This is a genomic window from Catenulispora yoronensis, from assembly GCF_039531695.1.
In the GTDB taxonomy this organism is placed as follows: Bacteria; Actinomycetota; Actinomycetes; order Streptomycetales; family Catenulisporaceae; genus Catenulispora; species Catenulispora yoronensis.
Map to the genome: position 1 here is coordinate 1 of NZ_BAAAQN010000028.1, position 21552 is coordinate 21552.

25 protein-coding genes and 1 pseudogene are annotated in these 21552 nt (G+C 70.3%); 3 read left to right on the plus strand and 23 right to left on the minus strand.

Annotated elements, in window-relative coordinates:
* Nucleotides 1-122: 122 nt before the first annotated feature.
* Nucleotides 123-533 carry a hypothetical protein gene (locus ABD481_RS22625; protein WP_344667730.1) on the minus strand — a complete coding sequence of 137 codons (411 nt, stop codon included), beginning with the start codon at nucleotides 531-533 and terminating at the stop codon, nucleotides 123-125.
* 289 nt (nucleotides 534-822) lie between these two features.
* Here ABD481_RS22625 and ABD481_RS22630 point away from each other — a divergent pair, with 289 nt between their 5' ends.
* From ABD481_RS22630 to ABD481_RS22640, 3 genes are all read left to right on the plus strand, one after another.
* Nucleotides 823-1437 (plus strand): DUF4240 domain-containing protein, encoded by a 615-nt coding sequence (locus ABD481_RS22630; protein ID WP_344667731.1) that lies wholly within the window; start codon nucleotides 823-825, stop codon nucleotides 1435-1437.
* Between the two features lie 30 nt (nucleotides 1438-1467).
* Nucleotides 1468-1593: a hypothetical protein gene (locus ABD481_RS22635; RefSeq protein WP_344667732.1), complete on the plus strand. Its 126-nt coding sequence runs from the start codon at nucleotides 1468-1470 to the stop codon at nucleotides 1591-1593.
* Between the two features lie 78 nt (nucleotides 1594-1671).
* Nucleotides 1672-1800 (plus strand): hypothetical protein, encoded by a 129-nt coding sequence (locus ABD481_RS22640; protein ID WP_344667733.1) that lies wholly within the window; start codon nucleotides 1672-1674, stop codon nucleotides 1798-1800.
* 103 nt (nucleotides 1801-1903) lie between these two features.
* On the opposite strand, the gene ABD481_RS22645 is transcribed toward ABD481_RS22640, so the two are convergent.
* The 22 genes and pseudogenes from ABD481_RS22645 to ABD481_RS22750 form a co-directional block, all read right to left on the minus strand.
* On the minus strand, nucleotides 1904-2158 hold the full coding sequence (locus ABD481_RS22645; protein ID WP_344667734.1) for a hypothetical protein: 255 nt from the start codon (nucleotides 2156-2158) through the stop codon (nucleotides 1904-1906).
* A 77-nt stretch (nucleotides 2159-2235) separates the two neighbouring features.
* Nucleotides 2236-3033, minus strand: coding sequence for a hypothetical protein (locus ABD481_RS22650; RefSeq protein WP_344667735.1), 798 nt, complete (start codon nucleotides 3031-3033; stop codon nucleotides 2236-2238).
* A gap of 83 nt (nucleotides 3034-3116) precedes the next feature.
* Nucleotides 3117-3731 (minus strand): hypothetical protein, encoded by a 615-nt coding sequence (locus tag ABD481_RS22655; RefSeq protein WP_344667736.1) that lies wholly within the window; start codon nucleotides 3729-3731, stop codon nucleotides 3117-3119.
* The gene (locus ABD481_RS22660; protein WP_344667737.1) at nucleotides 3728-4315 is read right to left on the minus strand and encodes a hypothetical protein; all 588 of its coding nucleotides are present in this window, start codon (nucleotides 4313-4315) and stop codon (nucleotides 3728-3730) included. The genes ABD481_RS22655 and ABD481_RS22660 overlap by 4 nt, the downstream gene beginning before the upstream one ends.
* A 28-nt stretch (nucleotides 4316-4343) precedes the next feature.
* Nucleotides 4344-4727: a hypothetical protein gene (locus ABD481_RS22665; protein ID WP_344667738.1), complete on the minus strand. Its 384-nt coding sequence runs from the start codon at nucleotides 4725-4727 to the stop codon at nucleotides 4344-4346.
* Between the two features lie 29 nt (nucleotides 4728-4756).
* Nucleotides 4757-5158, minus strand: coding sequence for a hypothetical protein (locus ABD481_RS22670; protein WP_344667739.1), 402 nt, complete (start codon nucleotides 5156-5158; stop codon nucleotides 4757-4759).
* 1 nt (nucleotide 5159) lies between these two features.
* Nucleotides 5160-5696 carry a hypothetical protein gene (locus ABD481_RS22675; RefSeq protein ID WP_344667740.1) on the minus strand — a complete coding sequence of 179 codons (537 nt, stop codon included), beginning with the start codon at nucleotides 5694-5696 and terminating at the stop codon, nucleotides 5160-5162.
* 32 nt (nucleotides 5697-5728) lie between these two features.
* On the minus strand, nucleotides 5729-6175 hold the full coding sequence (locus ABD481_RS22680) for a hypothetical protein (protein ID WP_344667741.1): 447 nt from the start codon (nucleotides 6173-6175) through the stop codon (nucleotides 5729-5731).
* Nucleotides 6176-6208: 33 nt separating this feature from the next.
* Nucleotides 6209-6529: a hypothetical protein gene (locus ABD481_RS22685; protein WP_344667742.1), complete on the minus strand. Its 321-nt coding sequence runs from the start codon at nucleotides 6527-6529 to the stop codon at nucleotides 6209-6211.
* Nucleotides 6530-6812: 283 nt separating this feature from the next.
* Entirely contained in the window at nucleotides 6813-7142 is a 330-nt protein-coding gene (locus tag ABD481_RS22690; protein ID WP_344667743.1) for a hypothetical protein, read from the minus strand.
* A gap of 37 nt (nucleotides 7143-7179) precedes the next feature.
* A complete protein-coding gene (locus ABD481_RS22695) occupies nucleotides 7180-7785 on the minus strand; it encodes a hypothetical protein (RefSeq protein WP_344667744.1) in 606 nt (201 codons plus the stop codon).
* Nucleotides 7786-7829: 44 nt separating this feature from the next.
* Entirely contained in the window at nucleotides 7830-8639 is an 810-nt protein-coding gene (locus ABD481_RS22700) for a hypothetical protein (protein WP_344667745.1), read from the minus strand.
* A 34-nt stretch (nucleotides 8640-8673) separates the two neighbouring features.
* The gene (locus ABD481_RS22705) at nucleotides 8674-9255 is read right to left on the minus strand and encodes a hypothetical protein (protein ID WP_344667746.1); all 582 of its coding nucleotides are present in this window, start codon (nucleotides 9253-9255) and stop codon (nucleotides 8674-8676) included.
* 55 nt (nucleotides 9256-9310) lie between these two features.
* A complete protein-coding gene (locus ABD481_RS22710; protein ID WP_344667747.1) occupies nucleotides 9311-11254 on the minus strand; it encodes a VWA domain-containing protein in 1944 nt (647 codons plus the stop codon).
* 80 nt (nucleotides 11255-11334) lie between these two features.
* Entirely contained in the window at nucleotides 11335-12606 is a 1272-nt protein-coding gene (locus tag ABD481_RS22715; protein ID WP_425559253.1) for an AAA family ATPase, read from the minus strand.
* Between the two features lie 108 nt (nucleotides 12607-12714).
* Nucleotides 12715-13035, minus strand: coding sequence for a hypothetical protein (locus ABD481_RS22720; RefSeq protein WP_344667749.1), 321 nt, complete (start codon nucleotides 13033-13035; stop codon nucleotides 12715-12717).
* 1619 nt (nucleotides 13036-14654) lie between these two features.
* Nucleotides 14655-15140: a LysR family transcriptional regulator gene (locus tag ABD481_RS22725; RefSeq protein WP_344667750.1), complete on the minus strand. Its 486-nt coding sequence runs from the start codon at nucleotides 15138-15140 to the stop codon at nucleotides 14655-14657.
* A gap of 16 nt (nucleotides 15141-15156) precedes the next feature.
* A pseudogene (locus tag ABD481_RS22730) lies at nucleotides 15157-15567 on the minus strand (TnsA-like heteromeric transposase endonuclease subunit); the annotation flags it as partial.
* 235 nt (nucleotides 15568-15802) lie between these two features.
* The gene (locus ABD481_RS22735; RefSeq protein WP_344667751.1) at nucleotides 15803-16618 is read right to left on the minus strand and encodes a pentapeptide repeat-containing protein; all 816 of its coding nucleotides are present in this window, start codon (nucleotides 16616-16618) and stop codon (nucleotides 15803-15805) included.
* 244 nt (nucleotides 16619-16862) lie between these two features.
* Entirely contained in the window at nucleotides 16863-17789 is a 927-nt protein-coding gene (locus ABD481_RS22740) for a C40 family peptidase (RefSeq protein ID WP_344667752.1), read from the minus strand.
* Nucleotides 17782-18855: a replication-relaxation family protein gene (locus ABD481_RS22745; RefSeq protein ID WP_344667753.1), complete on the minus strand. Its 1074-nt coding sequence runs from the start codon at nucleotides 18853-18855 to the stop codon at nucleotides 17782-17784. Before ABD481_RS22745 ends, ABD481_RS22740 begins: the two co-directional genes overlap by 8 nt.
* A 70-nt stretch (nucleotides 18856-18925) precedes the next feature.
* Nucleotides 18926-21550 (minus strand): type IV secretion system DNA-binding domain-containing protein, encoded by a 2625-nt coding sequence (locus ABD481_RS22750; RefSeq protein WP_344667754.1) that lies wholly within the window; start codon nucleotides 21548-21550, stop codon nucleotides 18926-18928.
* Between the last annotated feature and the right edge of the window lie 2 nt (nucleotides 21551-21552).

Here is a 21552-nt window from a genome sequence, read left to right on the forward strand (position 1 = left end):
GCCCTGGAGGAATGGATCATGCTGTGGAACACCAACGCCAAGCCATTCAGATGGACCCGAAACGCCGAGCAGATCATCGACGCCATCGGCCACTACTGCACCCGAATCTCCAACTCAGCTCACTAGCCGTCGGGGGCGGCCACGAGCGCGTGGTGGTAGCCCCCGGCCGCCACGGTCGTGATCGGCTCCCACCCCGAGGCGGCCGAGCAGTTGTTCCGGTACTCCATGACCGCCAGACGTCGCGCGCCGTGCGGGCGCAGGGACCTCGGGCCGTGGCGGCGGGTCGCGTCCGACGTCAGGTAGCGCAGCGCGGCCTCGAGCCGGGCGGTCGTCGAGGTCCTTCGGGGGCCGTCCTTGTCGGCGAGCCTGGTGCCGAGGTCGGTCAGGTCGAAGGACTCGGCCGCCGGCCTGACGTGCGGGCGCACGACCGAGCCGCACTGGTGCGGGCAGTGGTAGTCGTAGGACTGGCCGTGCCGTCCCACCGGGTACGGGCGAGCGGCGGCGGCGCGGCGCCACCGGTGGACCCCTTGCACGGTGGTTTTGCATCGCGGGCACCAGGAGGCCGGGCGCGGCGCCAGGTCGGGCTGGGGAACATCGTTCCTGGTGAAGACGGTAGACGCGATCCCTGAGCTGGTTCGAGGCCGGGTTTCCGTCCTCGTCGCCGACGTGCGCCGCGGACACCGACACCACCTGCACGCGGTACCCGAGCAGGCACATGCCGACCACCCACCAGTCGAAGATTCTCCGGACTACGGCCCAGGCTGGGCTGCAAGGTGGTCCTTGGTGCCCGAACGTCGGTACTGGCTGCAATAGTGTTCGGCCATGGACACCGACGCGTTCTGGCAGCTCATAGCCGATAGCCTTGTGGAGGCGCCGGGTCGCGTCGCGCGGCAGGAGTTCCTTCAGGAACGCCTCGCCGCGCTCACACCCGACGAGATCGTGGCCTTCCAGGTCCACCTCGACTTGACGTGTGACCGCGCCTACTCGTGGAATCTGGTCGGAGCTGGGCAGCGGATCTTTGACGGTTGGATCTCCGACGACGGGTTCGAGTACTTCCGGCTGTGGTTGATCGGTCGAGGCCGCGTCGCGTTCGAAGGTGCGATCGCTGATCCCGACTCGCTGGCTGATCTCCCGGAGGTTCAGCGTCTTGCGGGACGTCACATGCGCGAGTGGGACGGTGACGAGGAGTGGCCGGAGTGGGAGTCGCTGGACTACGTCGCTGGCTATGCCTTCAGCCAGGCAACCGGCAGCGACGACGAAGACCACGAAATCTTCCTCGATACCGTTGAAGCCCGGCTGGAAGGTCAGTCCTTCCGCCGCGCCTTGGACGGTGAGCGGTGGGATGCACGTGACGAATCGGCATCGGCGCTGAAGGTACCGAGGCTGGCTGCGATGTTTCCGGTGAACCGTCAAGAGCCGTTCAACTGGTTCGAGTGACCAACGGCACCGCCTGTACTTGGAGGGAACATGGCTTACCGCATCCGGATGTTCGGACGTGCTGCGAATCCCGTTGCCCATCATCTCTGCGACGATTTGACGTCCGCCGTGATGGCGCGGGACCGCTCGATCGAGGAGGCCGGCGACCGGCATTAGGGCGTCGGCTGGGTCAGCCTCGACCTGGGGTCCAGCCGCGGTGTCCCGATTCTTGTCGAGGTCAACACCCGCCGCGACGTGCTTGCGCTGTGCCTGGGCAGCGACGATGCCAAGGCCCAGGGCGAGCGGTTGGACGGCGTCAACGTCGAGATCGAGCTGACGCTGAGCGGCGAGCCGACCGACTGGCAGACGGTTGGCATCGTGTAGAGCGTGGCGTCGCAGATGTGGTCGGCGATCGGATGGGACGAGGGTTCCGGCCTCGATGTGCGGCTCGATGAAATGACGGTGTGACCGCCGGCTGCTGGTTCGATCAGGTATCACGGGAAGTCCTCGTGGTGGGGAATCCGAGCGTGGTGACGCCGGGAGAGGTGCGGGCGCCGCCGCCGCTACCGGTCTCAACCTCCAGAGCCAGGGTTCCGCTGGGGCTATCCAGGTACTCGGCCTTCGTGCCGCTGGTCCAGTCGAAGCCCCGGCACTCCCATCCGGCGTCGGTCAGCTCCGCGATCAGGGCGGCCGGGTCAGGGGCTCCGGGCGCCGGATCAGGCCAGGCGGTGTCAGTGGTCATCGTTCTCTCGTCTCGGGAGGTCGACTGTCAGTGGTGTCGGCGGATGCCGGGAGAATGTGCTCGGGGTCGAGGCCGAGTCAGTCGCCTCGGCGCGGGCCAGGGATCCTGTCGGCGCGGGCCCGGCCCGAGGCGGACCGCTGCTCGTCGCCGCGACGGCGGCCCAGGCCCCGCACCCGGTCGGGGTCGGTGTGGGCGGTGATCCCGCGCAGCGTCACCAGCAAGCCCTTGGCCAACGTCAGGCGCAGCCGGGCCGCGTCGTAGCCGACCGCGCCGTGCAGCGGCACGTCGTTGTCGTGCTCGGGGAACTTCAAGGTGATCGGGTCGGCGACGTAGCCGCGGACCCCGGAGATCGACCACTTGCGGACCTCGAGGAACAGGAAGCCGTGCTGCCGCAGGTTCGGGCACGTCCCGGTGGCCAGCGGGATGCACGCCCGGCATACCGGAGGATCCGAGGTCTCGTAAGGGGCTCCGGGGCCGTCTTCGGCGAGGTACTCCTCCCAAACCATCGCCGGGACCAGCCAGACCTCGCCGTCGCCGCCGCACACCGAGCAACCGGCGCGCTCCATCACGGCCTTCTGCCGGTTGATGTTCTGCCCGAGGAAGCGCGGCTCGCCGACCCCGGGGGTGTCCGGCATCCGGCCCCACAGCACCCCGTGCGGCCGGATCTCCGCGCCGGGGATCTCGTCGCGGTAGGCGACGTACGGCGCGCCGCCGCCGGGAGGGTGGCGCAGCATCATGTCCGGGCTCCCGGTCAGCGTCACCTCCTCCGAGGACCAGCCCGTGGTGTAGGGCACCGGCATGTTCTTGTAGGTCAGCAGGGGCCGCGCCGCCTGCGCGGCGTCCTCGGGCCTTCCCGGCTCGTCGGCGGAAGTCATAGTTACCTCTCTTGACAAAGGGTTGAGATAGTGGGCGCAATTCGGCCTTCCGGCGGCCCTGCCAGGCGCGCCGGGGTGCTTGGTCAGGGCAGCAGGGACCGCAGCCAGGGTCCGTGCGGGCCGTATGCCTCGGGCGCGAGCGGCACGCGGGTGGTGACGCCGCCGCTGTTCAGCGACACCGCCAGGGCGGGCAGCTGGCGGGTCGGTCCGCCGAAGCAGGCCACGGTCGCCACGCCGGGGCGGTCGGTGGCGTCCGGGTCGCCCGCGCCCAGGACCGCGCCGCCGGACACGGGCAGGCGGTGCAGGTTGAGGCTGGCCGGGTAGGCGACGGCGGCGGCGATCGCGTGGTGGTCGGCGGCGATCGCACGCAGCTCGTCGAAGACGGCCTCGTGGCCGGGATCGAGCTTGCCCAGGGCGTCCGCGGCGTTCCAGCCGGGCGGAACCACCGACCCGACGGTCACCTTGTTGGGGCGGTCGAGGGTCGCCTTGCCGATCGTGTGGGCCGGGCTCCAGACGCAGTGCACGTCCAGGAACGCCACCAGGAGCGTGTCGCCGTCCGGCGACAGCATCCGCCGGTCCTCGGGATCGAAGTACACCGTGGGCGGGACGGTCGGCGGGGTGTAGGGGAAGGCGGCGTAGTGCTGCTCGGCGCGGACGTGCGGGCGGTCGATCGCGGCGGACCAGTCCACGGGCGTCATGCGCGGTCCTGCGTGTTGTCTGCGGCCAGGGCGACGGCGACGATGACCGCTGCCGGGGTCTCGGATTCGTCCTCGCCGGTCCACAAGGTGCTGTCGGCGAAGTCGGGGGCTTGCGCGAGGATCCAGCTCGTCTCGGGGAAGAACTCCAGGCTGTTGCGTATCCGGCGCCTGCCGTCGGGGCTGTAGAAGGTGCGCTCCTCGCCGTGCCGGCAGGCTGTGTCCAGGCTCCAGGTCCACCCGGCCGCTTCCAGCAGCTCCTGCACGGTGGACTCGTCGAGTTCGTCGGCCTCGGCGGACCGCAGCCAGGCGTGGGCGGCGTCGATGGCGGCCAGGGCGGCGGTGACGCCGCCTGCGGCGGTCAGATAGACGGTCCCCGCGCAGAACAGATCGGCGCTGATCTCGCCGAGGTGGGAGCGGGTGGCGATCCGCAGATCGTCCTCGGGGCTCGCGAAGTCGGCGAAGCGCGGTCCCGAACTGCCGGCGAGCAGGTTGACTTTGATATCGACGACGTTCTCCGGGGCCCAGCCGCGCTCGGTGAGCGCGAAGGTCAAAGCACTGAGGAAGTCAGAGTGGTCGGTGGTCATGTCGAGTTCCTTCTTTGCAGTGGTCGGTTCAGCGGGCGCGGGCGCGGGCGTAGGCGGTGACGGCGGTGAGCATGGCGGCGGTCTCGTCGCCGAGGGCGGTGGAGGTGTAGATGTTGGTGACCGGTTCGCCGGGGTATCCGGTCGGCCCGTCCTGCCAGGCGGTGTGCTCGGCGATCCAGCCGCACGCCGTTTGCCCGTCGGTCGGGAGGCTTCCGTCCAGGTCGCTGATCAGGATCGCGGTGCCATCGGGAAGCATGATGCGGATCCCGGCGCAGCCTCCGGACAGGTTGTCGATGCGCGTGGTCAAGCCCTGGCTGGACAGGGCGTCCAGAACGTCCTGGCAGGTGGCTCGGGCCTTGGTGAAGTCGAAGCGGCCGGGCGGCGTCGGCGCGGTGGTCGCGGTGTCGGTCATCGCGGGGGTCTTCGGTTTCGATGGTGTGGTCAGTGGGTGAGGATGTAGGCCAGGGCGGCGCGCAGGGTCCTGTTGCCGCCGTTCTTGCGCTCGGTCCAGCGGTGGGTGTGGGCGGCCCAGGGGTGGGCGGCGACCGTCGGGGCGACGGCGGCGGTCCAGGCGTTCGCCGGGAGCGCGGTCCAGGCCGCGAGCTGGTGACGCAGCCCGTAGACGTGCCGGTCGTCGGCGGTCAGCAGGACACTGATGCGCCCATCCGGCTCGGAGGTCAGGTGCAGGCGCAGCGCCGTGCGGGTGTCCGGCGTGCCCGCCTCCGGGTGGTACTGCCGGTATCCGGTGAACCAGGGCGCCGTGTCGGTGCTGGTGTGGACGGTGTCGATCTGGAAGCAGGTTCCGGGGGCCGGGATCGCGTCGGTGGTACGCAGCAGGTCCATGTCAGCCCTGCCCGTCGGGCGCGGCCGGGAGTTCGTTGAGGTAGCTGGAGATCAGCCGTTTGGCCAGGCGGGTGTCGTTGGCGGTGACGTCGGCCGGGAGGTGCAGGCGCATGGTGCGCTGCCGGGGCAGCGGGATCGTCAGCTCCTGGCCGCCGTCGTCGGCGGTGCTCCAGCCGGGTGCTCCGGTGCCCTGCTCGGCTTTGGCCTGCCAGTGCCCGGGGTCGGCGGTGTAGTCGCGGAACAGGATCAGGGCTTTGCGGAACCCCCCGGCGTACTGGGCGCAGGTCGCCTTCGTGATCGCCTCGCCTTCGGCGGCGGCGAATACGGCGATCGCGTGCTCGGGGTTGAGGGTGGTCAGGTCGGCGGTGGCGTGCGCGGGCAGGGCCGACAGGATGCGGCGCGCGCCCAGGCGGTAGGAGACGGCGCTCGGCTGGGTCAGCAGGCCGGCGCGGAAGGCGAAGTCGATGAACGCGAGCAGGTCCGCGGGTGTCCGCCCGAGGTTGGCGGCAGGTGGTTCCGGCGGAGGCGTGGCGGTCATGGTCGGCGGGTTCCTCTCTGGCGGTGCGGCGCTTATGCGCCGGTCAGGGTGGCGATCAGGTGGGCCATGCGGAAGGCGTCGCGCTCCCACCGCGCGCCTCCCAGGCCGGGCATCGGGCGCCCCGTCAGGTAGGGCGCTGCGATGGTCTTGAGTTCGGTCAGGGCGGCGGCGTGAGCGTGAACCCAGTTCCTGCTGACATGGCAGTCGGTACAGGTCAGCTCGTCGGCCTCGGCGAACACCGCGCTGATGGACTTCGACGGGCCGTACGCGTCGGTGTCCGGGCCCTTGAGCCACCAGGGCCGTTCGTAAGGCTCGTACGCCCGGTCGGCGCACGCGTCGATCTTGGCGTGGGTCCAGTAGGAGCGCTTGTCGCGGTGCCGGTTGTAGGTGCTGATCCGGTGCCCGAGGTGCTCGGCGAGGAAGGCCACGGTGGCCTGGAGCAGGCTGTCTTCGTTGGTGGCGGCAAGGGTGCTGGTCATGGTCGGTGATCGGCTTTCGTCGGTGCGGCGATTTCAGGCGGACAGGGCCAGGGAGGCAACGATGGCGGCCGGGGTGTTGGCGCTGGCGGTGATCCGCTGCTGCTTGCCGTGGTCGCCGGGGCGGGCCAGGGTCCAGCCGCCGCTGCCGACAGCGTCCGGGTCGGTGTCCGGCGTGGTGAAGCAGGCCCAGCGGGTGTCATCGCCACTGGCCCACTGGTGCTCGGCGAGCGTCGGGCTCAGAGCCTCGTAGCGCTGCAGGTGCCACCCGGCTGCGGTGAGCAGGTCGCCTGCGGCGGTGCCGAAGCTGGTCTCGTCGGCGTCGCTGGCGGCGGCGTTCACGACCTCGGCGGGCACCCAGTCGGCGATGACGTGCCAGGTCGAGCCGCCGCTGGCGGTACGGGCGGTCGACAGCAGCGTGACCTCGATGGGGCCGCCGTCGGGGTAGGCGCAGGCCCGCGCCAGGACTCGACCGGCGGGGTCGCACAGTTCCTTGAGGCCGGCGAGCTAGGGCGGGGCCTGCTTGTCATGCAGTGCCCATCCGGTCGCATTCAGGGCGGCGGCCCAGGCGGTCAGGATGCTGTCGGAGGCGGTGGTGTCTGTGGTGTTCACGGGTGTCCGGTCCTTCGGTGTGTGGGGGCTAGGCGGCGGGGACGCGCAGGATGATCGCCGCGCGGCTCATCAGGTCGTCGGCCAGGGCGAGCAACTCGGTCTCGGAGGGGGTCTTGGCGACCTTGTTTCGGCGGTAGCCGTGGCCGTAGTGGAAGTCCTCCGGCGGGGTCTCGCAGAGCTTGGTCCACTCATATGCCGGGGTGAGTACCTCGGCCAGGGCGTAGCTCTGCTCGCGGTTGGAGTCGTGGGCGACCCGGGCCCGCACGGTGTGCTCGCCGCAGTGCCAGATCCGGGTGATACGCGGTCCGCCGTTGGCGGTGGTGCCGATGCTGGTCTCGAGTTCGGTGACGGTGCTCATGGTCAGTGCTCTGTTCTGGTTCGGCGGCGGGGTGTGGCTAGGCCGTGGGGCGGACGATGAGGGTCGCGATGACGTGCTCTGGGGTGGCGCGGGTGGCCAGGGCCTTCCAGCCCTCGGCGGCCCGGCCCAGGTGGGCGTCCCAGGTGAAGGGCTTGAAGTCCCAGGTCGGGCTCAGGTAGTGGGTGAGGCACTCGGTGCGGCCCCGCTCGAAGTTCGCGATGTCCCGGCCGCCCGGTTCGGCGCGCTTCCAGCGCTGCTCCTTGATGACCAGCGTGATGTCCACCGGATCGGGATTGGTCAGCGCTGCGGCGCGGATGGCGGTCAGCAGGGTCGCTGTCGGCGGGTTGTCGTGGGTGCTCAGCAGCCAGGCCGCGTCCGGCTCGAGGTCGCCGTTGCCGCCGCCCGGTGCCCACAGGTGGACGTTGACTTTGTCGTCGGCGCGGGTCTCTATCTCCAGGACTAGCGTTCCTTCGGGGTTGGTCATCCCGGTGTGCTCGGTGATGGTCAGCGAGGGCATGCCGTAGTTGTCGTCCGGCGGGTAGATCACGCGCGTCTTGCGGGGGCGGATGGGAGGCTCGATCCGGAACCATCCCTCGGCGGCGAGGGCCTCGGTCAGGGCGCTGATGTGGGCGGTTGCTGTCATGGCGGGTTCTCCTTGTATGGAGCGGTGCGGGGCGGTGGCGGTGATCAGTGCTGCAGGGCTTGGCGGGCGTTGTGGAGCAGGGAGAGCTGCTGGCTGTGGCTCACGTTGTCCAGGTGGTCGCGCAGATCGGTGTCCGGGACCCCTGCTGTGCGGGCCATCGTGGCCAGGGCGCGGGTCTGGGCCTGGTTGTCCGCGCGGTAGCGGTGCAGCCCGACCAGCAGGAAGCCGAGCGTTGAGGAATCGGCCTCGCTGGCGGGTCCGATCGCTTCGGTGAGCCAGGTCAGGACGTTTGCTGTTCGGTCGTCCTCGGTGTAGGAGGCTGCCTTGTCCGCGGCCTCGTCGAGCCCGTCGAAGTTCGGGTTCGCTGTCCATTCGGCAAATGCGACCTGGTCGAACTCCGCGTCGGGCAGGTCCGGGTTGCGGGCGGCGACGATCAGTCCTTCGCGGCGGATCACGAACAGGTGCCGGATGCTGGGGGCTGGTTCCTGTCCAGAGTCAATGCGGGCCGAGGACTCGAGGCGGGGGTTCGGGTGTGCGGTGCCGTCGTGGTCGTGGCACAGGCAGCGGCCCCAGGAGCTCGGTGCGCGGCGGGCCTGGCGGGTTCCGCCTCGTCCGGGGGCTCCGAGTTCGATCCAGCCGGCGGGGTGGTGTTCCAAAAGCTGCTCGTGGGCGTCGTAGGCACGGGTGCGGGCCTTGGTGCGCAGCATGATCAGGCGGTGCAGGAGGTGGGCGGTCTCGGCCGGGCCGGGTGCGTGGTGCAGCGGCAGACCGGTCCAGTTGCTCAGGGTGCCGACGGCGATGAGGCTGGTGGGTGCTTGCGGGTTCGGGACGTCGGCGGGGGTGGGCTCGGTCATGGGTGTTGGTCCTTTGCGTGGGGTGTCGTAGCGGTTAGTCGGTGAGGGCGAGGGTGGTGATGACGGCGGCGGGCGTGTATTGGCTGATCTGCGATTCGGCGTTCTTCCCGTCGGGTCCGGGGCGGCTTACGAGCCAGTAGCCGGACTCGAACTTGTCGCCGGGCAGGTGGGACAGGTTGCTGGTGCAGTCCGGGCTGTCCCAGGCGCGCTCAAGCAGGCGGCCTCGCTCGGTGATGTCCTCGCGCTGGGTCCAGCCGTCCGCGGTCAAGGCGGCGGCGATCTCGGCGGCGCTGGCCGGGCGGTGGTCGGGGTCGGCAGCCTTCACGGCGGCGAGCGCGACCGGCAGCGGTACCTCGTGCAGTTCGACCATCCAGCCGGGCCGCCGTCCCGGGTCGGTGCGCACCGCCTCAGCGGACAGGCGGGCAATCATGAAGCCGTCGTCGCGGTGCCGTGAGGCGTCGATGTGCAGCCGTCCGTCGGGGCTGTCGAGGGGGTGGACCTGGATGCGGAACTGGGGCTCGGCGTACGGCTCGCGGGTGTAGGTCCAGCCCTGCTCGGTTAGCGCTCCGGTCAAGGCGGCGGTGCGGTCGGTGGTCGGCTCGGCGGTGGCGGTCATGGCATTTCTCCTGCTCGGGTTCGGGGCGGGCGGTGTGCCCGCCCCGGCGGGGTGGTCAGCGGGTGGCGGCGATCGCTTCGGTGGCGGCCTTGGCGATCGTGTCCGGGGCGGTGGCGGGGCTGTCGAGCACCAGGAACGTCGCGCCGGGGATCGGGAAGGGGCCGTATCCGCCTCGGAAGGCGATCTGCAGGACCGCGCATCCGGCATCGGTCAGGGCCTTGATGCGCCAGGCGGCGGCGGCCCGCTCGTGGCTCTGGTAGTAGCCGTCGGAGGCGATCACCAGCAGGCGTCCCGCGCCGGGGCGGGACAGTCCGAGGGCGGCGTCCAGGGCGTCGATCGCGTCGCCGAGGGCGTGGCCGCCTCCGGTGGCGTCGAAGATCGTGGCGCGCTCCGGTGCCCGTCCGGGGCGGGTGATGGCGGTGAGGGATTGGTCGTAGGCGACGGTGGCGGTGCGGGAGTCGGGGTCGGTGGCGGCGGCGGCCTTGGTGAGGATCCAGGCGGCCGAGGCGATGGGTCCGGCCAGCGGGCTCATCGATCCGGAGACGTCGACCGCGATCCCCACGCGCAGCGGCGGGGTGGGCGTGGCGCGCCGCGAGGTGGAGGTCCAGGGCAGGGCGGTCGGGGTCGCCCCGGCGGCGCGCTGGGCGTCGCGATTCATGGCGGCGCGCATGTTCAGGCGTCCGGGCGGCGCGGCCGAGGAGGTGCGTGTCTCGACTCGTTCGCGGTAGGCGGCTTTCCGCAGTCCTCGGGCGAGTTTGCCGGCGGCGGCCTTCTCCGCAGTCGTGGGCGTCCTGGTGCCGATCACCGGGGTGGGTGCGACGCCTCCGGACATGCCGCCGGGGGTGAAGGTTCCGGCGTTCGGGGCGAACACCGCCTTGGCCGTGTCCTCGGCTCGGCGGGCCCGGGACGCCTTGGCCTTCTTCGCCCGGATCTTCTCGGCGGCGGCGCGGTTGGCGGCGAACTGTGCCGCCTGCTCGGCGCGCTGACGGGCGGACTCGGTGGCGGCGACCTTCGCGGCGGTCTTCCCGATCGCCGCCTTGATCGCGCCCCCGTTCGGCGCGCCGGACGGTGCTCCGGAAGCGGTGCCCGGTGCCGCGCCGCCGGGGATCGAGGGCTGCTGCCCGTCCTCCGACTCGTCCTCGGATTCCTTCGGGTCGGGCTGGCTGGGGTCGTGCCCGACCGCCTGGCACCAGGCCCGCCCGTGTTCGAGCATCGCCTCGTGGTCGTCGTCGGCGGTGTCGCGTACGGCGGTCCAGATCTCGGTCAGCTCGGCCACGGTGTCCTCACCCAGGATCTTCGTGACCTCGGCCTCGAGGTCGGCGACCTCGTGGTCCTCCAGGATCCCGGCGTCGCGGCGGGACAAGATCAGCCCTGCGGCGTAGCCCGCCGACCAGGCGTTGTCCGGGATGTTGCTGCCCATGCCCTCGAGTACGAGGTCGGTGGCGCATGACCGGATGTACTTCAGGTCTCCGGGGCGGCGGCCCAGGTGGCGGTGCTCGGCGCGGCACTCCTCGAGCATGTCGGCGGCGGCGTAGGCGGCGGTCATCCGCTGGTCGGGCGTGGTCGCGACGCCCCACTTGGTGTGGGCGGCGTGCGCGCCTTCGTGGCAGAACGCTCCCCAGGCGGCCGGGTACCGGTCCTCGTCGCCGTACCGGGCCGGGCGGATCGTGGCCGGGGCGTGTCCGGCGAACACCTCCCGGTCGACCTCGACCTTGGCCAGGGTCGGGTAGAAGGCGGCCGGGGCACCGGAGCGGGTCGGGGTCTCGACCGTGACGATGCAGTCCTCGCGGTCGCCGATCATCGGGAACCGGGCGGTCAGTTCGGCGGAGATCCGCAGCCATTCGGCGTCGATCTGCTCGGACGATCCTCGCTCCCGGTCCCATCGCGCGGCGGCGAGCTGGGGGGTGGCGGGTCCTCCGTCGTCCTCCCACCGCGCGGCCTCGGCTTCGAGGTCGGTGACGGCGGGCGGGTTGGGGTCTACGTGGCGGTGCGCGGGCATGGCGGATCGACACTCCAGGTGAGCGGGGCTGTTCGAGGGGTTCGGCCGGAGGCGGCCTGAGGGGTGCGCGCGGGGCGGAGCTAGATCTGCTTGCCCAGGGCCAGGGCGGTGACCTTCTGGCCCGCCGCCTTGTTGACGACCTCGGCGACCTGGTCGCGGTCCTCGGCCGGGGCGATCCCGATCAGGTTGGCGAAGGCGACCTCCAGCCCGATGGTGTCGGCGATCTTCTGGAACGCGATGAGTTCCCGTAGCTGCGGTGCCCAGCCGATCTCGCCGGAGACGACGAGTTTCGCCAGGTTCCGGGCGATGGTCACGGCCTTAGAGTCGATCTTGAGCTGTCGGCACAGGTCGTAGTCGGTCTCGACATGTATCTGGGTGCTGAAACGCGAGCTCAAGGCGTCGGTCAGAATGGCCCCGTGTACGCCCGGGTTGTGTCCGGCGATCACGTAGAACCCGTCCTCGGCCGTGATGATCTCGCCCTTGTGCGCCTTCACGGTGATCTGCTTCCGGCCGTCCATGGCCGGGTACATGGCTGCCAGCACCTTGGGGCTGATGAGAGTGGCGTCGTCGATCAGCAGGGCCCGACCTTCGAGCATGGCCTCGATCACGGGCCCGTACTTGAACTCGTATCCGCCGTCGTCCTTCTGGGTCCAGTCCCCGATCAGGTCCCCGACCGTGGTGTCGCCGTCGCCCGCAACCGTGATCAGGTCCTCGAACGCGGCCTCGGCCATCGAGGTCTTCCCGGTTCCCGGGGGTCCGTACAGGAGGGCGGGGATCCCGGCGTCCCGCAGTTTCCGCAACGCCTCTACGTCGGACACGCCCGGTGCCAGGGCGCGGGGGTAGTACATCGCGCCGTTGGGCCGTCGGATCGGCCCGATCTTGCCTCCGGCGGTCCGCGCCGCCGGAGGCGGCGGTACGGCGGCGGGCGGAGTCGTGCTCGCAGGTGTGGTCGGAGTCGTGCTCGGAGTTGTGCTCGCCGAGCCGGCGGGGCGGGGCGCGCGGGGCGGGACTCCTTGACCGGGCGCGGTGATCACGGGCTTGACGGCGGCGGCGGAGGTATTGGCGTTCGCCTTGTAGCGGCGGGGGCTGGTGCCGACCTTTTCCGCTTCACCGCGCGCCACCAGGGTCTCGCAGGCGTTGCCGATCGCGCCGCCGGAGTTTCCGAGGGTGCCGACCAGGTCGGTGACGGAGAACTCGGTGGCGGGGTCGGCGGCCAGGATCCCGGCGACCGTGGCGCGCAACTCCCCGGGCTTGGCCTTCACCGCCAAGGCGGCGGGCGGCGCGGTCACGGGCGGTGCGGCGGACGGAGGCGGCGGCGGTGTCGGTGTCGGGGGGTTGGCGGAGGCCCACATGGGCGGAGTCGGGGCCGAGGGCGCGGGGAGGTTGGGTATGCCCGGTGCGGTGGCGGCGGTGGTGGGCGTGGTCATGGTGGCGCGGTGCTTTCTGTCGGTGAGGGCGTGTCAGAGGGCGGCGATGTAGGAGGCGACGGCGGCGGCCATCGGCTCGGGGTCGGGGTTGTCCCAGGCGTAGTACGGGGCGTCGATGAAGTCGTCCTCGGCGTCACGGTGATTGGCGACCCATCCGGTCCCCGATTCCTCGGGCCACCGCATGTCCGGGAGGAACTCGGGCGCGCCGATCCAGATGTGCGACCCGTCGGTCCCGGTGACGATTTCCAGGAGGTAGCCGCGACCGTCAGGGCTGACGACCCGGGCGCTGACGCCGTGAGCGTGTAGCGCGGCGATGGCGGCGGTGACGGCGGGGTGTTCGTCGTCCGGCGACATGTATTCATACGGTCCGCCCGGCCCGAACGGCGCGGTACACATGGGGCCGCACTTCTGTCCGGGTTCCGCGCCGCATTCATCGCACGCGGCCAATACCGTTTCCGCCATTGCATTAATCCTTTCGTTTGCGTGATTGCGTTAGCCGGGTATTGCATGATGCTATTTCTTGCCTGATTTTGACAAGGCTCGCGCCAGGTCAGAGTCTTTCTGGGTTTTCCCGGTAGTACTTCCGGGGACTTTCTTTCCGGTTTCCCGGGCTGATAATCTAACCCTATCTCGGCATTCGCTAAGAGTCGAGTCGGTGTTTCTGACTTTCTTTTGTGACCGGTTCGCTATTCCCGCTTCGGGCTTCCCCCCGGGCACATCACTAATATAGCTCGGCTTTCGGCCATAGATCCAGTCGAAATGCGCCTTGATAAGTGTCGTTGTTTTGCATTTTCTCGACGCTTTCCAAGACTCTTTGGCGATGTTCCCTCCGAAAGCGTCGAGGCGCGCCGTTTCCGGCTATGAACCATGGCGTTCGCGCCCCGCGCGCCTAGTTTTCGCATGCCGTGCGGCGCACGCGCCTACGGTTCACCGTTTCGCGCGCGCCGCGCGCGGGCGGTACGCCGCCCGCCGCGCCGCCCGCCGCCCGTGGCGCTGATTGGCCATCTATGCCCGAATTAGAAGCTTTCAAGGCTTTGGTTACACTTGAGTCAAGTTACCGAGCGCGATCGATCGGGCATTGACGGTGATGTAGCCGGGTTCGGGATCGCCGGTCGAGGGGCGAGGTCGGACGCAGGCAGGGGTTGGGGTTGAAGAAGGTCTGAGGCAAGGAACAAGGGGGTTTATAGAGAGACGATGAGAGGCGAGGAGAACAGGAGGTGAGAAGGAGGAGGGAAGGAGGAGGGAGGCAGAAAACGAGGGGATGAGGGAGCGCGGGGACCGCCGCACAGGGATCGGGATTAGTTACTTCTACCGATCAGTCTGGTCGTCTCAGCCGTGCCTATTTGAGGTCTGACCTGCGGCTTAGCCGGAACTGGGTGATCCATTCACAGCAGGACCAGTGGAAGGATCACTGATTGGACCTGTGGATGGACCTGTCGCAGGACTGGGCTCCGTCGGCCGCCGCCGCAGGGGTCTGACAAACCAAGTCCGAGTTGCCCTGGAGGCGTCCTGCCGTTCTGCTTGCCCGGCTAGGCCGGGCAGGGCCTACCGGTGGCGTCTGACGGCGGCCCGGTGGCGGGTCTCGCCGGCACCAGTGCAGGGCGGCCGGGCCCGCGCCAGCCTCGCCGTAGGCGAGTCAGGCGGCGCGGAAGCGGCCCCCGAAACAGATCCTGGACGGGCACCCCGCCCGACGTCCGGGACGGCCTTCCCGGCGGCGTGTAGGTTCTCGCCGGAGTCTTCAGTGGACGCGGTGGTGAGCTGTGGCGGCTGGGGTGGTCTCGGGTAGTTTTCAGTTGATCGTTCTCGTTGAAGTTTTCAGTTTCTTCGGCGTCTTTCGCGGCGTTCGGTGATCGCTATTTGTGCGGCGTGGCGTCCGTCGCGGGTGAGCCGGTAGTAGTGCCGTCGGGATTGGTGCTTGACGCCGGGTTTGTTGCGGGCGGTCCATGATTGCTCGTCTTCCCAGCGTTCGGTAGTCATCCGGCCCGGGTCAGCCGGTCCAGGATGGGATAGACCGTGCCGCGGCCCAGGCCGGCGCGTTGGCCGATGTCGGCGGCGTAGCGTTCCTGGTCTGGGTATTCCAGCAGGGCCTGGAGTGTCCTGGTGGTGGCGGGCCCGATCTGTTTGGGGCGCCGGACGCCCAGGCCGGCCCACGGGTCCTGGCGTGCGGGCCGGCGCTGTTCGATCAGGGCGGCGGTCTCGCGCCGGACCAGGGATCGTTTGGGGCGGGCGGGTTTCCACTCCGGGCCCAGGGCCTGGGCCATCAGGGCTCGGACGTTCGGTTGTTCGATGGCCTCCAGGAGAGCGTGGCCGCGCTCGGTCGGCGTCTGCGGGCGTCCCGGGGCCGAGCGGTGCAGCAGCCGGTGGCCGATGTCGTGTTCGAGGCGGGCGATCTGGGTGGACAGGGTCTCGGGTTTGATGGCGAGGAAGCGTCCGGCGGCCGACAGGGTAGGGAAGCGCATCGCGGTGGCGTAGCGGTGCAGCCACCTTCGGATCCGACAGCCGGAAGGCCGCCTTCACATCCACCACGGCGACCCCGCCGCCCGCGAAGGCCAGCAGCAGATCCGGAACATGCCGGCGGACCCGGTCCCCATCGGCTCCGGCCATCCAGAAAGGCTGCGCCGCGATCCCGACCACGTCCGGATCCATGTCGGCCAGCATGATCCTGGCCAGCTCCAGACGGCTCTCATAGACGACGTGCCGACCCATCGTGGAGGAGAAATACCAGCCCGAGTAGTGCACCCGGCCCCGATACGACCGGAACTCCCGCACCGGCAGGCCGGCCACGACCTCCGCCAGCGGCAACCGCTCCAACACGGCGTCGTCGAAGCGACCGTCCTCGCGCCGCCAACGAACCTCCACGGTCCCGCCTGACGCCACCGCGGCCATGACACACCCTCGCCACCGACGACGCCGCCCAGCGCCGACACGCCGGTCATCACAGGGGCCGTCAACTGAAAAGTAGGCGCCGCAGGTCAGCCCGCCCAGCACCCTGACACTGGCGGTTCATGGCGAAAACGTGGGCTTCCGTCGCAGTTGTCGCCGCTCATGGAGCTGACCTGCATCGTCGTCCCGATTCCCACCGGCTTGTCGTAGGGCCGGATCCCATGACTTGTCGGATTCCTCAGGCCGACGCGACTGGATCGGGTGACGCACCCTGCCGGGCCTCCTTCTGATCTGCCGGGATGCCCGTGGCTCCGGTCAGGTCAACGCTGGTGAGATCCACGCCATCCAGCCTCGTGCCGGTCAGGTCGGCGTTCCTCAGGCTTGCCCCGGCAAGGATCGCGCGCGACAGGTCGCTTCCGGCAAGGTCGGCACCGTCGAGATTGGCACCCGTGAAGCAGAAGTCGCTCAAGTCCATTCCGCCGAGCTCCGCGCCGCGCAGATCGACCTTCTCCAATTCGATGCTGTCGCCCGGACCGATCATGCTTCGTCGGCCGAGAGCTCCCATGGCGCCGCCGATGTCATCGCGAAGACCACCGTGAAAACGCTGCCGCTCGGCGTCCACCTCCTTCAGCGGCCGGATCGGCGGCCACGGCGCCTGCTGGCGAACGAACGACGCCAGGAGCGCCGCGATGTGACCCCGGTATTGCGGAACCGCCTCTGCGATCCTCTCCATCGCATACACACCCCCGTGACGCACGCCCACCTGATCACTCGCCAACTGTTCGACGGCCTTGTTGAACAGGTCGATGAACTGCCCTTCTCGATTCACCCGGATCTGACGCAGCGTCATCAGTGCGCCCAGCCCGACACCGCCCAGGGCGACGACGCCAGCCAACGCCTGAAGCAGCGTGGATCGCACGTCGTTCACAGCCTTGAGCCGATCACCAGCCGAGAGGGCCGAAGCGCCGCCGACACCAACGTCGTGCCGGACGAGCCAGGCTGGGGCGAACACGACACATCCAGCAACCAGAACGCAGACCACGACGACGGTCACGGCCGCCACCCCAGCAAGTCGCTTCACACCGGCAGCATGACGGCACCAACGCTCCAGAGCAACGACTGTTCGGAGCACACACGAGCACCCAGTCCCAGCGACGAGGCGCCGATCCCACCGATCTGTCGTAGGCGACACGTGGGCGACAACTCGACGGGAAAGCGACAAGCACAACGAGAGCTACCGAAAAGTTACCGAAAACAAGGCCGCTCAACTGAAAGAATCAACGAGAACCTACACGGCGCTATCCGCGGGCGGTCGGCCGGGTCGCGGCGAAGTAGTCCGGCCAGTGGTAATCCTCGATCCGCACCACCGTAGTGGGATTGGGCGCGTCGATCATTTTACCATTGCCGATGTATATGCCGACATGGTGTGCGAATTGCGGGTCTCCGAAGAATAGCAGGTCGCCGGGTTCCAGCGGTGTTCCGGGCGGGAGTATTTTTCCAGCGTGGTATTGGTCGGTGGCCACGCGCGGGAGAGTGATTCCGGCGGCGGCGTAGGCTTGCTGGACGAGCCCGGAGCAGTCGAATCCCTGTCCGTGGGCGGGACCGTTGCCGCCCCATTCGTAGGGGACGCCGAGTTGGGCGTTGGCGTAGGCGAGGACTTTCTGCACGACCGTCGAGTCGGAGCCTGCCACGGGGGCTCCCGTGTCGCCGATCGCGGTGGAGTATCCGGCGGCGTAACCGAGGACTTTATTCACGTAGTCGTCGGAGTGGTTGTAGGCGTAGATCGCGGCATGGATGTCCGTGCCGTTCTTCGCACCGTTGGCGCACAGCATTCTCGCGGCGGCATAGATGGCGTCGACCGGGTCCCACGGGGTCGGCGGGTCGGCACCGCCGGGCGGGACGGGCTGGGCGTACTCGTCGAAGGTGGCCGGGAGGAACTGCATCGGCCCCACCGCCCCGGCGGAGCTGACCTGGTCCTTGGCGCGGCCGAAGTCGCTCTCGACTTTGCCGATGCCGGCTAGCGCCGTCCAGCTCAATCCCGGGCAGGTGGCGGCGGCCTGCATGTCGACCACGAGGTAGTCGGTGGGGATGTCGGCCGCGGCGGTGGCCGAGGGTGGGGAGTCTGAGCCGAGGCCGAACATCGACGCGACGCCGGCGGCGGCTCCGGCTATCAGGATGATGACCAGCAGCAGTGCCCCGGCCGCGGCGGCGCCGAGCTTAGCCATCCCGGCGCTCCCGCCCCTGTGCGGGCCGTTCGCTGTCCGGGGGCAGCGGGGCGGGCGGGTCGAACAGCCGCCCGGTGCGCACCGCGTCGGCGTCGCGCTCGGCGGCGCGGTGCCCGCCCCCGGCGGTGTAGGCAGCCAGTTCGGCCAGGTGCAGCCGCCGGGCGGTGCGCCGAGCGGCCAGCTCCCACACCGGACCCGCCGGTGTGGTCCCCTCGCACGCGGTCGGCGTAGCGGTGGCGACCGGGACGGCCGGCGGGTTCAGGGCGAGCAGGCGGTGCAGGGCGCGCTCGCGCAGCGGGGACTGCAGCCAGAACAGCACCGGGGTGTCGATGGCGGTGACCGCGGCGAGCCGGGCGTAGCCGTCGAGTTTGGCCAGGAGGCGGTCCAGGTTCTCGGTGCCGGTGTCGTACTCCAGGAAGAACTCCGCCGTCCGCACCCCGCCGCCGGTTCCCGGGGCCTGCCAGCGGCCGAAGGCGTCGGGGCGGGCGAGGTCCCCGTAGAGGTGGAAGCACGTCAGCTCCGACCACCAGCTGACCAGCGCCTCCTTGGCGACGTCGTTCTCGGCGTCCTGCCGTGTCCGGCTGCCGCCGGCGGTCCGGGATGCGGCGGCGAGGTGGGAGTAGACCTCGTTCACGCCGACCTGGTGGTTCAGTCGCGGGCTGTGGGCGATGGCCAGGGCGCGGTTGCGGTGGTATCCCAGTTCCTTGATGGTGACCCCGGCCTCGGCGGCGAGGACCTGGGCGCCGTAGGGCCCGAGGACGTAGTGCTCGGGGGCGGAGCCGATCGCGCGCAGCGGCCGGAACCGGTCGATGACGCGCAGCTCCTCGGCGAGGATCTTCAGGCGCCGGTTGGCGATACGGGGCCCGTCGAAGGCGATGCGGGCGATCTGAGGTCCGGTGAGGACCTGGTGCTCGCGCAGGGCGTGCAGCAGCCAGCGGTCGCGGACGGTGAGCCGTGCGGCCAGTTCGGCCAGCGCGGCGCGCCGCGCCGACGGCGCGGGTTCGCGGATGACGGCGGCGGGCAGGTAGTCCGGGTGCGTCGGCGGCGTGGGGTTGGGCGGCGTCAACAGCATCCTCCTTCATCGGTTCGGTCGAGGTGTGGAGTTCGCGGTGCGGACCGCCGGGCCGCGCGGCGTGTCAGGCGGCCTCGGGCAGGCCGTCCTCGCCGTCGGCTGGCGGGTTCGGGGTGTCAGGGCCCTTCGTGCGCGGGTCGCCGTGGTCGCGGGCTTGGCCGGCGGGCCTGCCGCCGCCGCGCCGCTGCGGCCCGTTCTGGCCGGGCTTGCGGACCTGGCCTGGGGCGTGGCCGAAGGCTTCGCGCGCCGAGCGGCGGATCGCGGCCTCTCGGCCCGCGGTCGGCTCCGGCAGCGGCTTGGTCCGCAGCGTGAAGGCGGGCCGCTGCTGGGAGCCGGTGACCAGTCGGGCCGCGGCCTGGAACGCGCCGAGGTGGGACAGGTCGTGGGCGAGCAGGATCGGGGTGGTGTGCCGTTCCAGCAGCCGGGAGTCCTCCGGGGAGGAGTTGAAGAACAGCTTCGTTCTCGCGTTCGCCGAGATGCCCTCGCGCAGGTCGTTCGGTAGCTGGGCGAGGTTCTGGTGGGCCAGGGTGAGCGAGAGCTTGTAGCCGCGTGCCTCGGCGAGCATGTCCTCCATCGGATACGGCAAATTGAGGAAGTTCTGGAACTCATCTAGATATAGTGCGCAATCCAGGCGCTTGGACTGCGGCAGCTTCGCCCGGCGGGACGCGGCCTGCCAGACCTTCGCCACGACGAACGAGCCCAGGAGTTTGGCGGTCTCCTCGCCGATGACGCCCTTCGGGAGCCGCACCAGCAGCACCCCGCCGTCCAGCACCTTCTCCATGTCGAAGCTGGACGGGCCGTCGGCGATCGAGTCGCGGACGAACGACCGCAGCAGGAAAGCGCGCAGCTTGTTCATCAGCGGCCCGACATGGTTCGCCCGCTGAGCCTCGGACAGCTGCTCGTACTGGGACCAGAACCCGCGCAGGACCGGGTCTTTCAGGGTCGCGGTCATGCGCCGGCGGTAGGCGTCCTCGCCGAGCAGCCGCGGGATGTCGGCCAGGGTCACGCCGCCGGTCGCGGCCTCCGGCGCGTGCAGCAGGGTCAGGCACGCGCTGCGCAGGTTGTCGTCGGTGCGGGGTCCCCAGAACGAGGAGAAGATCCGGCCGAACAGGCCGCACAGGTTGTCGACGATCATGTCGACTTCGTCGGGACGCTCCAGTTGCAGGACGTTGAGGCTCGGCGGTGCGGAAGCGTCGTCGGGGTCGAACACGACCGTGCGGCCGACGGCGGACTCGGGCAGGCGGGCGAGGATGTCGGTGATCAGGTCGCCCTTGGGGTCGATGACCACGACGCCGCGACCTGCCTGGACGTCGTCGAGGATCATGTGGGTCATCAGGGTCGACTTGCCGGAGCCGGTGGCGCCGAGGATGTGGACGTGCTGGCGGGCGTCGGCCACGGCGAGCCCGACCGGGCGCGGGTTCGCGGACTCCGAGACGCCCAGCGGCTTGACCGGCGGGACCGCCGGGTCGGCGCCGGGTCCGGTGGGCGTGAGGATTCCGGGCGGCGGGACGGCGGCGCGGGCTCCGGCACGCTCGACGCCGGGGGCCGCGGCGTCGGTGGGCAGGTGCGCGATCGCGGCCAGTTCCGCGACGCCGAGCAGGCTGCCTCGCCCGGTGAAGCGCCGGGAGTTCACGACCGCGACCGGGCTGGACAGCTTCTTGCGGGCGAACCAGTTGGACCCGGCGAACATGGAGAACGCCGAGGCGATGGCGTGCGCGCGGCCCCGAAGCCGTGGGCTCTTGCCGGTCTCGCCCTGCCCGGTGGTGGCGGCGGCGTAGTGGACGCGGACGTCCCAGAGCCCGCCGGCGACCTTCGCTGAGGCGGCGCGCAGCTCGGCGGTCTTCGTCGGGTCGGCTGGTACGCCCGGCATCCGCGCCGCAGGACGCGAGGCGTTGTTGGCGCCGGGGGTGACGGTGTCCAGGACGCGGGCGATCGGGCTGGCGGTGCGTCCGGTGCGCAGCGCGGTCAGCTGGCGGCGCGCGCGGCGGCTGCGGCGGCCGGTGACCGGGCGGGCCAGGATCTGCACGGCGGTGTGCTCGGCGCCGGACAGTCCGGCGCACGCCCCGAGCAGCGGACGCAGCGGGTCGTCGTGGTGGCTGGTCTCGATCGGCAGCAGCTCGGTGCGGGCAAGCCGCAGACGGCCACCGGTCGCGGTCGCACTGGCGGGGAGCAGCGGGGCCTCGGCGGCGGGCTGGGTGTCGGTGGCCGCTCCTGGCCAGGCTGAGGCGATGGCGCGCTCGATCATGCCGGGCGGCACCACGCCGGGGACCCAGATCGATATCTTCAGGCCCGCGCGGGTCCAGCCGTACTCGAACCCCAGGTGCGGCTGGCCCGCAAGTAGGCGGCGGCGGGCCGGGCGCAGCAGGCCGAGCAGGTGCGACCACAACGCGTGCGCGCCGTCGGCGTCGACCTTCGGCGGCGCCATCACGGTGATCAAGCGCGCCTCGCGGGTGAAGCGTTCGTGGACGCGGCGGCGGTAACGGGCGCGGGCGAACAGGGCTGTGGCGATGGCGGCGAGGGTCAGCGGCCCCCAAAGCAGGCCATAGGAGAATGCGACGTGCTCGGCGATGCGGCCCAAGTGTGCGAACTGTTCGCCGGGGTGGGTGACCAGCCGGGCGATGAGGCCGGACGGCGGGTGTGGGGTGGGGACGGTCGGGGAGGGTGCGGGGGTGGTGCTGGTCAGGGCCAAGG